The following is a 13008-nucleotide window of genomic DNA, read 5'->3' on the forward strand; positions in this document are numbered from 1 at the left end:
TCGACTGTCATTAGCATTTCGCTGCGTTCGCGCACTCTGCGCAGAACGACGATCACAACAACATTCGAAAGGTAAAACTATGACGATCTTCCGCATCGCGCTGGCGGCCTCCGCTGTGTTCACACTTGCGTCGTGCAGCAGCATGAGCAGCATGGATCCGAACCAATTGATGCAATCCGGGCAAATGGCGACTCAGGCGCTGTCGCTGAGCGACTCCGATGTCCGCACGCTGTCCGACAAGTCTTGTGCCGAACTCGACAAGGAAAACAAAGTCGCGGCGGCCAACAGCCCGTACACCCAGCGCCTGAACAAGATCTCGAAGCAGCTCGGCGACAACATCAACGGCGTGCCGGTCAATTACAAGGTCTATCTGACGAAGGACGTCAACGCGTGGGCGATGGCGAACGGCTGCGTGCGCGTTTACAGCGGCCTCATGGACCTGATGAACGATGACGAAGTGCGCGGTGTCGTCGGGCACGAAATGGGGCACGTCGCGCTCGGCCATACGAAGAAAGCGATGCAGGTGGCGTACGCGACGTCGGCGGCGCGCACGGTGGCTTCGGCGGCGGGCGGTATGGTCGGAAGCCTGTCGGCGTCGCAGCTCGGCGATCTGTCGGAAAAATTCGTCAACGCGCAGTTCTCGCAAACGCAGGAATCGGCCGCTGACGATTACTCCTTCGATACGCAGAAGAAGAAGGGCTACGACCCGAAGGGACTGGTCACGGCGTTCCAGAAGCTCGCGACCATCGATGGCGGCAAGTCGAGCATGCTGAGTTCGCATCCGTCGTCGCCGGCGCGCGCGAAGCATATCGAGGACCGGATCGCGTCAGGGAAGTAAGGATGTGACTGAGCGCGAGCGGCGACGCTCGCGTTCTCTTCGGCGACGATTCAGAAGGATGACGAAGCGATGCACTTCGTCGCAATGCACTTCGTCGCAATGCACTTCGCCGACTAACGCGGCAAAAAGAAAAAGCCCCGCAAGTTTTTAACCTTGCGGGGCCTTTCTACGACAACTGGCGGAGACGGAGGGATTCGAACCCTCGATCCAGTTTTTAGCCAGATGCTCCCTTAGCAGGGGAGTGCCTTCGACCTCTCGGCCACGTCTCCCAAACTTTTCGCCGCACCGGGAGTGCAGTGCAACGAGATCGAGATAATAGCGTGTTCGCAGGCCGGGGTCAAATTCACACGACGATTTTTTTCGAAACGGCCAATATGGAATCGCGCGTTCAGCGAACCGCAACGATGTGAAGGCCCGCGAGCCTTCACATCTCCGTCACACGCTTACACGCGATCCAGCTCGAACGCCTTGTGCAGCGCGCGCACGGCGAGTTCGGTGTACTTCTCGTCGATCAGCACCGAGATCTTGATTTCGGACGTCGAGATCATCTGGATGTTGATGCCCTCTTCCGACAGCGTGCGGAACATCGTGCTCGCAATACCCACGTGCGAGCGCATGCCGACGCCCACCACCGACACCTTCGACACCTTCGGGTCGCCCAGCACGGTTTCGGCCTGGACGTGGCCCTTCACCTGGTTGTTCAGGATTTCGAGCGCGCGCTGATAGTCGCCGCGGCCGACCGTGAACGTGAAGTCGGTCTTGCCGTTCACGCTCTGGTTCTGAATGATCATGTCGATGTCGATGTTCGCATCGGCGACCGGGCCGAGAATCTGATACGCGACGCCCGGCTTGTCGGGCACGCCCATGACCGCGATGCGCGCTTCGTCGCGCTGGAACGCGATGCCAGAAATCACTGCTTTTTCCATGTTCTCGTCTTCTTCAAAAGTAATCAGGGTGCCGGAGTGCATTTCGGCTTCGAGCGGCATCAGCGGGTCGGTCAGGCTGGAGAGCACACGCGTCTTCACCTGATACTTGCCGGCGAATTCCACCGAGCGGATTTGCAGCACTTTCGAGCCGAGGCTCGCCATCTCCAGCATTTCCTCGAAGGTCACGCGGTCCAGCCGGCGCGCTTCTTCCACCACGCGCGGATCGGTCGTGTAGACGCCGTCGACGTCGGTGTAGATCAGGCATTCGTCCGCTTTCATCGCCGCCGCGATCGCAACCGCCGACGTGTCCGAGCCGCCGCGTCCGAGCGTCGCGATATGGCCTTCCGGATCGACGCCCTGAAAGCCCGTGATGACCACGACCTTGCCCGCGTCGAGGTCCTTCAGCACGCGTTCGCCGTCGATTTCGCTGATACGCGCCTTCGTGAACGCGCTGTCCGTCTTGATCGGCACTTGCCAGCCGGCATAACTCACGGCGTCGAGGCCTTCCGCGTGCAGCGCGATGGCCAGCAAGCCCACGCTGACCTGCTCGCCGGTGGAGGCAATCATGTCGAGTTCGCGCGGGTCCGGATCGGCCTTGATGTCTTTCGCGAGACCGAGCAGGCGATTGGTTTCGCCGGACATCGCCGAGGGCACGACGACCATCTTGTGGCCGGCCTTATGCCATTTGGCGACGCGCTTGGCGACGTTCTTGATGCGCTCGACCGAGCCCATCGAAGTGCCGCCGTATTTGTGTACGATGAGTGCCATTGTCGTTCTTGAACTGGAGAGAAAACCGCGCTTCACGCGCTTTGACGCGAGAACGCTCGAGACTCGCGCTCGATCGCTTCAGGGGATGTCGAAGCCGGCTACGATACGCGGGCGCTGCCGCACGCCCTTCGCACGCTCGCGCCATTGATAAGCGACGCGAGCGGATGCGTCGTTGCGGGCGAAATCGAGTCTTTTGAACGCAGATGCCGCGCAAAAACGCGCTTGGGCGAAAACGAGTTACCGTACCCGATCGAGGCTGAAATTACAAGATGAGGCACCGGTGACGGCGATTTTACCGGCTTCGGCGCAACGTTTGCCCAAAGCGCCTCACACGAGCAGCAAATCCGGCCGCCACGAAATGCGCCGCAGCGGTCCGTGCGCGGCGCTCGGCGCGGCCTCGCGGTTCACGCCGAGATGCGGCACGAACAGCAGCGCCTCGCCGATGAAAAGCAGCGGTACGTCGCGCTTCCAGGCCGGCACGCCGCGCTCCTGAAAGAGGTTCTTGAGCGTGCGGCTCGGCGCTTCGGCCGCGACGCGCATGCGCTCGCCGCCCGCACGCGAACGCGCGACGAGCGGCGCGGCGCGCAATACGCCCTCCCCGACGACATCGTCGGCGGAAGAATCAGCGGGCTCGAACACGAACGAGCCGCGCCATTGCGGCAGACGCCACACCTCTTCGCCCTGCCATAGCAGTTCCGCCGCGACTTTGAGCGCGGCCGCGCCTTCATCGAGATCGGGCGCATCGGCGCTGTCGCCGGCTTCCCAGAACAGCAGATTGCGATACACGCGCAAGCTGTGCCCCGCATGATCGACGCGCAGCGCGTGGCCATCGCGCGCGGCGGCGGCATCGCGCAACTGACGCAACATGTCGGCGATGCGCGCCGTCGATGCCGCCATCAAACCGCGCGAGCGGATCCAGAAACGCATGAGATTGATCGCGCGCTCGTCGTCGAGTGCGAGAAACGCGTCGAGCACGAGCGCGCCCTCTTCGTCGGCGCTCTGAACGTGTCCGAGATCGATGCGCGCAAGCTGATCCAAAAGCCGCTGCGCCGACGCGGCATGCGATGCCGTGCGCGCGAGGGCATCGCGAAAGCCGGGAAAATGCACCGCGAGCATCGGCAGCACGTCATGGCGCAGCGCGTTGCGCGAATAGCGCGTGTCGGCGTTGGATTCGTCGTCGATCCAGCTCAGGTCGCGCTCGTGCGCGTATTGCTCCAGTTGCGCGCGCAGCAGGCGCAGCAGCGGACGCACACGCGGCGCGGCGCCGTCCGCGCGTTGCGGCGCCATCGCCGCGAGGCCCGCGACGCCCGCGCCGCGCAGCAGTTGCAGCAGCACGGTTTCGGCCTGATCGTCGGCATGATGCGCAATGAGCAGCGCCGCCGCGCCATGCTGATCGCAGAGCTCGTCGAGCGCGCGATAACGCGCGTCGCGCGCCGTGGCTTCGAGGCTCTCGCCGCCGGTCCGCGCGACATCGACATGACGCGCGTCATACCGCACGCCGAGCGACGCCGCAAAGCGCTCGCAATGCGCGGCCCACGCGTTGGCGTTCGGACTCAGACCGTGATGAACATGCAGCGCGATCACACGTCGCGCGCCGAAGCAACTCACGGCCGCGTCGAGCAGCACGGTGGAGTCGAGCCCGCCGCTCAATGCGACCGCGAGAAGTGAATCCGGGGAAAGGTCCGCGTCCGAAACCGCCGCGCGCACCGCCTGTAACACGAGGCGGCCGGCCGGGGTTTCGTTATCGGATGTCACGAGAGTTCGTGATGGATGAGATGACGAAGATGACGGGAACGGATTACGCGCCCGGCAGCGATTCCTTGAACTTGCCGTACGCCATCAGCTTTTCGAAGCGGCGCTCGCGCAAGTCGTTGACGCTCATGCCCTGGAACTGACGCAGCGAATCGGCGAGTGCGCGGCGCAGGAGCGCGGCCATGCCCTTCGCGTCGCGATGCGCGCCGCCGAGCGGCTCGTTCACGATCTTGTCGATGAGACCGAGCGCCTTAAGACGATGCGCCGTGAGGCCGAGCGCTTCGGCCGCTTCCGGCGCCTTCGCCGCGCTCTTCCACAGGATCGACGCACAGCCTTCCGGCGAAATGACCGAGTACGTGGAGAACTGCAGCATCATCACGGTATCGGCGACGGCGATCGCCAGCGCGCCGCCCGAGCCGCCTTCACCGATGATCGTCGTGATGATCGGCGTCTTGAGCTCCGCCATCACATAGAGATTGCGGCCGATGGCTTCCGACTGGCCGCGCTCTTCCGCGCCGATGCCCGGGTACGCGCCCGGCGTATCGACGAACGTGAAAATGGGCAAGCTGAACTTCTCGGCGGTACGCATCAGGCGCTCCGCCTTGCGATAGCCTTCCGGACGCGGCATGCCGAAGTTGCGCAGCGCGCGTTCCTTCGTGTCGCGGCCCTTCTGATGGCCGATCACCATGCACGGCTGGCCATTGAAGCGCGCGAAGCCGCCGACGATCGCAAGGTCGTCCGCGAATGCACGGTCGCCATGCAATTCATGAAAATCGGTGAAAAGCTCGCTGACGTAATCGAGCGTGTACGGACGCTGCGGGTGACGCGCAATCTGCGAAACCTGCCACGGCGACAGGTTTGCGTAGAGATCCTTCGTGAGCTGCTGGCTCTTCTTCGACAGCCGCTCGATTTCTTCCGAAATATCGACAGCGGAATCGTCCTGAACGAAGCGGAGTTCTTCGATCTTCGCTTCGAGTTCAGCGATCGGCTGCTCGAAATCCAGAAACGTGGTCTTCATATGTTCGAGTCCTGGGAACATCGGGCAGCGCGTATTCTAACCGCGTCCGCCCCTCAAAAATTCGCGCGTGAACTATCGATTATAAAGCAACGATAGCGCGCGCTTTTCGCGTGGTTATTTTAGTGATCTGACGGAATCGGATTGAGGCTGCGCCACATGTACCACGTCGCGACCGTGCGCCACGGTTCCCAGTTCGCCGCCACTTCGCGCGCCTCGCTGCGCGTCACCGGCTCGCCGCTGAAGTAGTTGACGCTGATCGCCTGAATCAGGCCGAGATCGTCGAGCGGCAGGACGTCCGGGCGCGACAGATTGAAGATGAGGAACATCTCCGCCGTCCATCGGCCGATGCCGCGAATCTGCGTGAGCTCGGCGATGACGGCTTCGTCGTCCATCGACGTCCATGCGTCGACGTGCAGCGCGCCCGATTCGAAATGCTGCGCGAGATCGAGAATGTACTCGGCCTTGCGTTTGGATAAGCCGCACGCCTGCAGTTTCTCGTGACCGAGCTTGATGAAGTGCGCCGGATGAACCTCGGGACATGCGCCCTTCACCCGTTCCCAGATCGCCTGCGCGGCCTTCACCGAAATCTGCTGGCCGGCAACGGAACGCGCGAGCGTGGAGAACGGATCGCCGAGATTGACGAGATGAATCTCGCCGAACTTCGGAATCAGCTTCTTGAGTATGCGGTCGCGTCGCATCAAATCTGCGCACGCGCGGTCCCAGTAGTCGGGACGAACGGCTTCGCGCGTGAGTCCGCCGATTTGCACGGGCACCGCGGCATCCGATGTGACGACGCGCGACTTGCGCACCACTTCGCCGCGTTCGGCGACCAGCGCCTGAGCGCGCGCGCCATCGCCTGCGACCGCGCGGCCGTTGCCCTTCGCGGGCGACGCTTCGGCTTCTTCCGTGCCCGCTTTCGATGCGCGCGCAGCGCCGTTCAGGCGCGTTGCCGTCTCCGGCTTCGCGGCCTTGAGCGCAACGCTGCGCGCCGGCTTCGCCGTCTTGCCGGCCGCCGCACCTGCGCCATCGATCTTCTGCGTGTTCACTTTCGTTTGTGCGCTGCTCGCGCGCTTCGTTGCGCCCGACGCATCGCTGACAGACGCGGGTCGCTTGACCGGCGTCTTCCTGGCCGTTGCCATCTTGCCTCCTGCCTGGTGAGTCGATCAGAGGGTTCGAAGGGCCGCGCTCAAACGCGGCGCCATTCGGTCGACCCACCCGGTTTGTCTTCAAGCGCAATACCGGCTTCGAGCAATGCAGCGCGAATCCGGTCTGCTTCGGCATAGTTCTTCGCCTGCTTCGCGGCGATGCGCTCGGCGATCTTCGCTTCGATCTCTTGCGGCGAGAGTCCCTCGCTCGAGCCTGCGCCGCTCGCCCGCTGCAGGAACGCACGCGGCTCGCGCTGAAGCAGTCCGAGCACGCCCGCAAGACCCTTGAGCTGACGAGCGAGCGCGGCATCGCGCGTACGATTCACTTCGCTCGCGAGATCGAACAACACCGACACGGCCACCGGCGTGTTGAAGTCGTCGTTCATCGCAGACTGGAAACGCTGCGCGTTCGCCTCGCTCCAGTCAAGTTGCTGATTGTCCGGCTCGACATCCTTCAACGCCGTATATAGGCGCGTCAACGCGTTCTTTGCGTCGTCGATATGCACGTCGCTGTAATTCAGCGGCGACCGATAGTGTGCCCGCGCAATAAAGAAGCGCACGACTTCAGCATCAAATTTTTCAAGAACTTCGCGGATCGTGAAAAAGTTGCCGAGCGACTTCGACATCTTTTCACTGTCGATCTGCACGAAGCCGTTGTGCATCCAGTAGTTCACGAACTGCTTTCCGGTTGCGCCTTCGCTTTGCGCGATCTCGTTCTCGTGATGCGGGAACTGGAGATCCATGCCGCCACCGTGGATGTCGAACTGTTCGCCGAGCAACGTGCAGCCCATCGCGGAACATTCGATGTGCCAGCCGGGACGCCCGCGGCCCCACTTCGAGTTCCAGCCTGTGTCTTCCGGCTCGCCCGCCTTCGATTGCTTCCACAGCACGAAGTCGAGCGGATCTTCCTTGGCGTCGTTGGCCGTGACGCGCTCGCCGGCGCGCAAGTCTTCGATCGACTTGCCGGACAGCTTGCCGTAGTCGGTGAACTTGCGCACCGAGTAATTGACGTCGCCGTCTTTGGCCTGATATGCATAACCGTTGGCGTGCAACGCATCGATCATGCCGAGCATCTGCGGCACGAACTCGGTCGCGCGCGGCTCGATGTCCGCACGCGCGACGCCGAGCGCGTCCATGTCCTCATACATCGCCTCGATGAAACGCTGCGTGAGCGACTTGATCGATTCGTTGTTCTCCACCGCGCGGCGAATGATCTTGTCGTCGATGTCGGTGATGTTGCGGACGTAAGTCACCTTGTAGCCGATCTCGCGCAGCCATCGCTGAACGATGTCGAACACCACGAACATGCGCGCGTGCCCGACGTGACAGTAGTCATACACGGTGATTCCGCAGACATACATGCGTACCTCGCCGGCGCGAAGCGGCGTGAAGGTTTGCTTGTCACGCGCGAGCGTGTTGTAGATGCGCAGCGAGTTCATAGAAGGCGAAGCATGGGCCGGAATCAACCGTGTGCCGGGCAGCGAGCGCCGTGAGCGATACGCGCGGGAGCGAAGAGACCCACACGCGAGCGCGAACACGACGGTCATGCGACCAGGACGGAGACGGCCACGAGTGGCGAAAGACAGTCTGGAGTCGGCGCGAGATGCTCGCCTGGAGATCCAGGCGCAAGACTCGTGCGCGGGACGTGCAGACCTTTTGTTAGAATGGGTCGGAGTATAACACCGGGACTTGAGCCTATGAAATCTCGAAGCGGCCGCGCGGCGGGCATGGCAAGCCGCGCTCCGGGCCGGGCCGAAAGCCTTGCCGGACACGACGCCGCATCGGGCATTTCCGCTCGTTCTCCAGTGCTCGCACGCCTTCGCGTGCTCGGGCGCTCGCCGTCCCTTTCGCCGCTTCCACGGCTTCTTTCGCCGCCTCATTCATTGACTCGATTCCAAGTGACTCATCGCCACGCGCGCACGCCTCTGCAACTCTCTTGCCGGCTCGTTTCCCGGACGCTCGCCATCGCGGCGCTCGGCTTCGCATGTGTCGGCATGTCCGGGGCCGCGCTCGCGCAGACCTCGACCGCAACTCGCGACGACACGCCGCAGATCGATTCGGCCATCGCGGGCAAGGACTGGAACGCCGCGCTCACACAACTCGATGCGCGCATCGCGAGCAACCCGCGCGACGTGCAGGCAAAGTTCAAGCGCGCCACCGTGCTCGCGCGCCTGAATCGCGACGACGAAGCCATCGCCGCCTTCACCGAGCTCACGCAGGCCTATCCCGAATTGCCGGAGCCGTACAACAACCTCGCCGCGCTCTATGCGAAGAAGGGCCGCTACGAGGATGCACGCGTCGCGCTCGAAACCGCGGTCAAGGCGAATCCAGGCTACGCGCTCGCCTATGACAACCTGGGCGATCTTTATCTTCGTCTCGCGAGCGAGTCGTACAAGCGCGCGCAATCGCTCGGCTCGAAGAGTCCGCTCACGCGCCAGCGCATCACGGCGATTCAGAACATCTACAACCCGCCGAAGAAGCGCGCGGGCGCGGCAGAAGGCGCGTCGGGAACGGGCGCGGCAATTGCGCCAAGTCCGGCCGCGGACGAATGGGCGCCGGCATCCGGAGCCGCCTCGCAGACGATGCCCGGTCCCGACGATTACGCGCCGTTCGGCGGCCCGACGAGCCCGCTGCCGGCCACGCCATACGTCGCGCCGCAAGCGCAGCCATAAGCAGGCGCATTCGCGGCCGACTGTTTGCATTCACCACACGAGGATCGATCCTTCATGAAATTCCTGATGTTGGCGCTGTCGAGCGCTGCCCTGATCGCGACCACGCCTGCGTTAGCGCAGCCGAACGCGCAGGCCGCGCACCCCACCGTGCTCTTCAAGACCACGCAAGGCGACATCAAGGTCGAGCTGTATCCCGAGAAAGCGCCGAAGACGGTCGCGAACTTTCTCGACTACGTGAAGTCCGGTCAGTACAGCGGCACGATCTTTCATCGTGTGATTCCGGGCTTCATGATCCAGGGCGGCGGCTATAGCACGAGCTTCGCCGAGAAGCCGACGCGCGCGCCGATTCCGCTCGAAAGCAAGAACGGTCTGAAGAACGCCACCGGCACGCTCGCGATGGCGCGCACGAGCGATCCGAATTCGGCCACCGCGCAGTTCTTCATCAATACCGTCGATAATGCGGGTCTCGACTATCCGAGCCCGGACGGCAACGGCTACGCCGTGTTCGGCAAGGTCGTCGCGGGCATGGACGTCGTGAAGAAGATCGAAGGCAGCCCGACCACCACGCGCGGCCCGATGCAGGACGTGCCGCAAAAGCCGACCGTGATCGAGTCGGCCACCGTGGTCCCGCAGTAATCCGTAAGCGCCTGTCGCTGACCTGGCGCGCGCTGCGCCAGGGCTCAATCAAACATAATGGAGAGAACATCATCATGGTCGAACTGCATACGAACCACGGCGTCATCAAGATTGAACTGGACGCCGACAAGGCCCCGAAGACGGTCGAGAACTTCCTCAACTACGTGAAGAAGGGTCATTACGACAACACCGTGTTCCATCGCGTGATCGATGGCTTCATGATCCAGGGCGGCGGCTTCGAGCCGGGCATGAAGCAGAAGCCGACCGATGCGCCGATCGACAACGAAGCCAACAACGGCCTCAAGAACGAAAACGGCTCGATCGCGATGGCGCGCACGAACGACCCGCATTCGGCGACTGCACAGTTCTTCATCAACGTGAAGGACAACGACTTCCTGAACCACTCGTCGCCGACGCCGCAAGGCTGGGGCTACACCGTGTTCGGCAAGGTCGTCGAAGGCATGGACGTGGTCGAGAAGATCAAGAAGGTGAAGACCGGCTCGAAGGGCTTCCACCAGGACGTTCCGGTCGACGACGTGGTGATCGAGAAGGCCGTCGTGGTCTGATCACGGTCATTGCATGATCGATACGAAGACTTCATTCGATCGCGAAGCAGCGGGCACAGCGAAAAACGCGCGCCCGCTGTTTTTCATTGGCGATCTGCATCTTTCCGAAGCGATTCCGAAAACGGTTGCGGCCTTCGAGCATTTCATCGAGGTCACGGCGAACGACGCCGATTCGGTCTTCATCCTCGGCGACCTGTTCGAGTTCTGGATCGGCGACGACATTCTCGACGGCCCCGCGACCGACCCGCGCGCCAGCTTCGCGCGCCGCATGACGCGCCTCATGCATACGCTCTCGGAACGCGGCATCGGCCTATATGTGATGCACGGCAATCGCGATTTCCTGCTGGGCAAGCGCTTCATGAAAGATGCAGGCGCGCTGCCGCTGCCCGATCCGTTCGTCATCACCGCGTTCGGCAAGCGCATCGTGCTCGCCCACGGCGATGGCCTGTGCACCGCCGATCGCGCCTATCAAGGCTTTCGCTCGTTCGCGCGCAACAAGCTCGCGCAACGGCTCTTTCTGGCGTTGCCGCTCGACACGCGCCTGGGCATCGGCCAGCGCATGCGCTCGAAAAGCGAGGGCGCGCGCGTGACCACCGGCGTCAAGGCGAAGTACGACGTGACGAAGAAAGCGGTCGCGGAACTCTTCATCAATAGCCGCACGAACACGCTGATTCACGGCCACACGCATCGTCCGGCGATGCATCGCGAAGTCGCAGGCGTGCGCTGGGTTCTGCCCGACTGGGAACTCGACGCGGACCCGCCGCGCGGCGGCTATCTGCGCGTCGATGAAGAAGGCGTGCGCCCGCTGCCGCTTTAACTCGCGCGTTCGAGCGACGCGGCGCGCTCGTCCGCCGCCTTGCCATCCATCGACGTGCACAGGCGCTTGAGATCGACGAGCGCGGCGCCATCGACGGCGTTGAGCGCTTCCACGCGCGCGCCGAGCCGTTCGAGCGCCGCGACGATGTCGTCGATGCGCTGCGTCTGCGTCGACGCGTGATCGATCAGCCCGTGGATCGCGAGCGACACGGGATCGTCCGCGTTCGGCGTAATGCCGTAAGCGCAAAAGCCGCTCTTCGCGGTTTCATCGGATGGCTTCTTCGCGACGGCCGGCATCACGATGCGCGCCGGATTGCCCACCGCCGTACCGCCCGCCGGCACCGGCTTCACGACGACCGCATTCGAGCCGATCTTCGCATCCGCGCCGACCGTGAAGCCGCCGAGCACCTTCGCGCCCGCACCGACGATCACGCCGCGCCCGAGCGTCGGATGACGTTTCGCGCCGCGCGTGAGCGACGTGCCGCCGAGCGTCACGCCCTGATAGATCGTGCAGTCGTCGCCGATTTCGGCCGTCTCGCCGATCACGACGCCCATGCCGTGATCGATGAACACGCGCCGTCCGAGCGTCGCGCCCGGATGAATTTCGATGCCGGTGAGAAAGCGCGCGATCTGCGACACGAACCGCGCGAGCCAGCGCCACTGTCCGCGCCAGCACGCGTTCGCGATGCGATGCAGGACGATCGCGTGCAGCCCCGGATAACAGGTGACGACTTCCCAGGCGCTGCGGGCGGCGGGATCGCGCTCGCGGATGGCGGCGATGTCTTCGCGAAGTCGGTCGAACATGGCGATGTCTCTGAAAGGGGGACGAGTGCTTTGCACGAATCGCGCAAAGCTTATCGGCGTTCGCCGTTTTTCGCCGATTGTAGGACGAGCGCGCGCAGTCTGCCCGATGCCCCCGACGCCAGCGCGGTCAGTCCTTTTTCGTCCGAAGGAGGATGTGCTTCGCGATGCCGCGCAAAATATTCACTTCTTCGCGCTCGAGCCCGGAACGCGCGAACATCCGCCGCACGCGCGACATCAGCTTCTTCGGATTGGCCGGATCGAGAAAATCGAGCGCGACGAGCGCGTCTTCGAGATGCGCGTACATGCCTTCGATTTCATCGCTCGATGCGCTCTGCCCCGCCGATTCCACCACGGCAAGCGGGCTCGCGGACGTCTGGAACGCGACGCGTAGTTCATACGCGAGCACCTGCACGGCCTGCGCGAGATTGAGCGAGCTGTAGGCGGGATTGGCCGGAATATGTGCGAGCGCGCTGCATCTTTCGACGTCCGCGTTGGAAAGCCCGGTGCGCTCGTTGCCGAACACGAGCGCGATATCGCCGTGGCGCACGAATTCATGCGCGCGTTCGGCGAGCGCGCGCGGCGGCATCTGCGGCGGCCCGTATTCGCGCATACGCGCGGTCAGCGCGACCGACCAGCGCACGCCGACGAGCGCATCGGCGAGCGTGTCGACGACATGCGCGGACGCGAGCACGTCGTCGGCGCCGGAGGCCATCGCGATGGCTTCGGGCTCGTTCTTGACGTCGGTCACGCGCGGCGCGACGAGGACGAGGCGCGCGAAGCCCATCGTCTTGAGCGCGCGGGCGGCCGCGCCGACATTGCCCGGATGACTCGGCTCGACAAGGATGAAGCGCGTCGACGTGAAGCCGCCGGCGGGCGCGGAAAGTTCGTTGGGTTCCAAGGCGCGGTTCGTGCTGAATTTTGAAGAAAGTGCGACCCGATATGTTAACGCGCTTTGGCCATGCGCCGGAACCGCGCGGCCACTTTCGGGTAAAATGGCGCCTTCGCGCGCGGCGAACGGTTCTTGCATGGCTTCCAAAGAACCTTCGCGCGAACGCCCCGCTCTTATT

Annotated in this window: 12 protein-coding genes and 1 tRNA gene; 5 read left to right on the plus strand and 8 right to left on the minus strand. The window is 63.5% G+C overall.

The annotated features are described in order from the left end of the window. Positions 1-79 precede the first annotated feature (79 nt). Positions 80-838, plus strand: a complete 759-nt coding sequence (loiP, locus tag NCS02_RS09160; protein WP_175982696.1) for a metalloprotease LoiP — start codon at positions 80-82, stop codon at positions 836-838. A gap of 176 nt (positions 839-1014) precedes the next feature. On the opposite strand, the gene NCS02_RS09165 is transcribed toward loiP, so the two are convergent. From NCS02_RS09165 to cysS, 6 genes are all read right to left on the minus strand, one after another. After that, positions 1015-1107: transfer RNA gene (locus tag NCS02_RS09165), tRNA-Ser, on the minus strand. 174 nt (positions 1108-1281) lie between these two features. Continuing rightward, complete coding sequence (locus NCS02_RS09170; RefSeq protein WP_008341825.1) at positions 1282-2532, minus strand: aspartate kinase; 1251 nt, start codon at positions 2530-2532, stop codon at positions 1282-1284. Positions 2533-2859: 327 nt separating this feature from the next. After that, positions 2860-4287 carry a tRNA lysidine(34) synthetase TilS gene (gene tilS, locus NCS02_RS09175; protein WP_250522996.1) on the minus strand — a complete coding sequence of 476 codons (1428 nt, stop codon included), beginning with the start codon at positions 4285-4287 and terminating at the stop codon, positions 2860-2862. A 43-nt stretch (positions 4288-4330) separates the two neighbouring features. Further along, entirely contained in the window at positions 4331-5302 is a 972-nt protein-coding gene (locus NCS02_RS09180) for an acetyl-CoA carboxylase carboxyltransferase subunit alpha (protein WP_008341830.1), read from the minus strand. Positions 5303-5421: 119 nt separating this feature from the next. Next, positions 5422-6441, minus strand: a complete 1020-nt coding sequence (locus NCS02_RS09185) for an endonuclease III domain-containing protein (RefSeq protein WP_175982698.1) — start codon at positions 6439-6441, stop codon at positions 5422-5424. Between the two features lie 47 nt (positions 6442-6488). Beyond that, complete coding sequence (cysS, locus tag NCS02_RS09190; protein ID WP_244807422.1) at positions 6489-7886, minus strand: cysteine--tRNA ligase; 1398 nt, start codon at positions 7884-7886, stop codon at positions 6489-6491. Between the two features lie 555 nt (positions 7887-8441). Between cysS and NCS02_RS09195 the strand changes: the two genes are divergently transcribed. The 4 genes from NCS02_RS09195 (at position 8442) to NCS02_RS09210 (ending at position 11138) form a co-directional block, all read left to right on the plus strand. After that, positions 8442-9119 carry a tetratricopeptide repeat protein gene (locus NCS02_RS09195; RefSeq protein WP_175982736.1) on the plus strand — a complete coding sequence of 226 codons (678 nt, stop codon included), beginning with the start codon at positions 8442-8444 and terminating at the stop codon, positions 9117-9119. A 54-nt stretch (positions 9120-9173) separates the two neighbouring features. Beyond that, positions 9174-9755 carry a peptidylprolyl isomerase gene (locus tag NCS02_RS09200; RefSeq protein WP_008341835.1) on the plus strand — a complete coding sequence of 194 codons (582 nt, stop codon included), beginning with the start codon at positions 9174-9176 and terminating at the stop codon, positions 9753-9755. Positions 9756-9829: 74 nt separating this feature from the next. Next, the gene (locus NCS02_RS09205) at positions 9830-10321 is read left to right on the plus strand and encodes a peptidylprolyl isomerase (protein ID WP_008341836.1); all 492 of its coding nucleotides are present in this window, start codon (positions 9830-9832) and stop codon (positions 10319-10321) included. A 13-nt stretch (positions 10322-10334) separates the two neighbouring features. Continuing rightward, complete coding sequence (locus tag NCS02_RS09210) at positions 10335-11138, plus strand: UDP-2,3-diacylglucosamine diphosphatase (protein ID WP_250439948.1); 804 nt, start codon at positions 10335-10337, stop codon at positions 11136-11138. Here the strand turns inward: NCS02_RS09210 and cysE are convergent. Together cysE and NCS02_RS09220 are read right to left on the minus strand one after the other, a co-directional pair. Beyond that, positions 11135-11941 carry a serine O-acetyltransferase gene (gene cysE, locus NCS02_RS09215; RefSeq protein WP_008341838.1) on the minus strand — a complete coding sequence of 269 codons (807 nt, stop codon included), beginning with the start codon at positions 11939-11941 and terminating at the stop codon, positions 11135-11137. The two genes, NCS02_RS09210 and cysE, sit on opposite strands and share 4 nt — an antisense overlap. Before the next feature lie 127 nt (positions 11942-12068). Continuing rightward, positions 12069-12968, minus strand: a complete 900-nt coding sequence (locus tag NCS02_RS09220; RefSeq protein WP_244807423.1) for an RNA methyltransferase — start codon at positions 12966-12968, stop codon at positions 12069-12071. Between the last annotated feature and the right edge of the window lie 40 nt (positions 12969-13008).

Origin of the sequence: Caballeronia sp. NCF2 (assembly GCF_023631205.1) — a bacterium.
In the GTDB taxonomy this organism is placed as follows: domain Bacteria; phylum Pseudomonadota; class Gammaproteobacteria; order Burkholderiales; family Burkholderiaceae; genus Caballeronia; species Caballeronia zhejiangensis.

Bases quoted from the DNA above. Each gene is read 5' to 3' on its own strand.
- NCS02_RS09185 (WP_175982698.1), bottom strand. From the start codon at position 6,441: ATGGCAACGGCCAGGAAGACGCCGGTCAAGCGACCCGCGTCTGTCAGC.
- NCS02_RS09210 (WP_250439948.1), top strand. From the start codon at position 10,335: ATGATCGATACGAAGACTTCATTCGATCGCGAAGCAGCGGGCACAGCG.
- loiP (WP_175982696.1), top strand. From the start codon at position 80: ATGACGATCTTCCGCATCGCGCTGGCGGCCTCCGCTGTGTTCACACTT.
- cysS (WP_244807422.1), bottom strand. From the start codon at position 7,886: ATGAACTCGCTGCGCATCTACAACACGCTCGCGCGTGACAAGCAAACC.
- NCS02_RS09170 (WP_008341825.1), bottom strand. From the start codon at position 2,532: ATGGCACTCATCGTACACAAATACGGCGGCACTTCGATGGGCTCGGTC.
- cysE (WP_008341838.1), bottom strand. From the start codon at position 11,941: ATGTTCGACCGACTTCGCGAAGACATCGCCGCCATCCGCGAGCGCGAT.
- NCS02_RS09195 (WP_175982736.1), top strand. From the start codon at position 8,442: ATGTCCGGGGCCGCGCTCGCGCAGACCTCGACCGCAACTCGCGACGAC.
- NCS02_RS09200 (WP_008341835.1), top strand. From the start codon at position 9,174: ATGAAATTCCTGATGTTGGCGCTGTCGAGCGCTGCCCTGATCGCGACC.
- NCS02_RS09205 (WP_008341836.1), top strand. From the start codon at position 9,830: ATGGTCGAACTGCATACGAACCACGGCGTCATCAAGATTGAACTGGAC.
- NCS02_RS09180 (WP_008341830.1), bottom strand. From the start codon at position 5,302: ATGAAGACCACGTTTCTGGATTTCGAGCAGCCGATCGCTGAACTCGAA.
- NCS02_RS09220 (WP_244807423.1), bottom strand. From the start codon at position 12,968: ATGCAAGAACCGTTCGCCGCGCGCGAAGGCGCCATTTTACCCGAAAGT.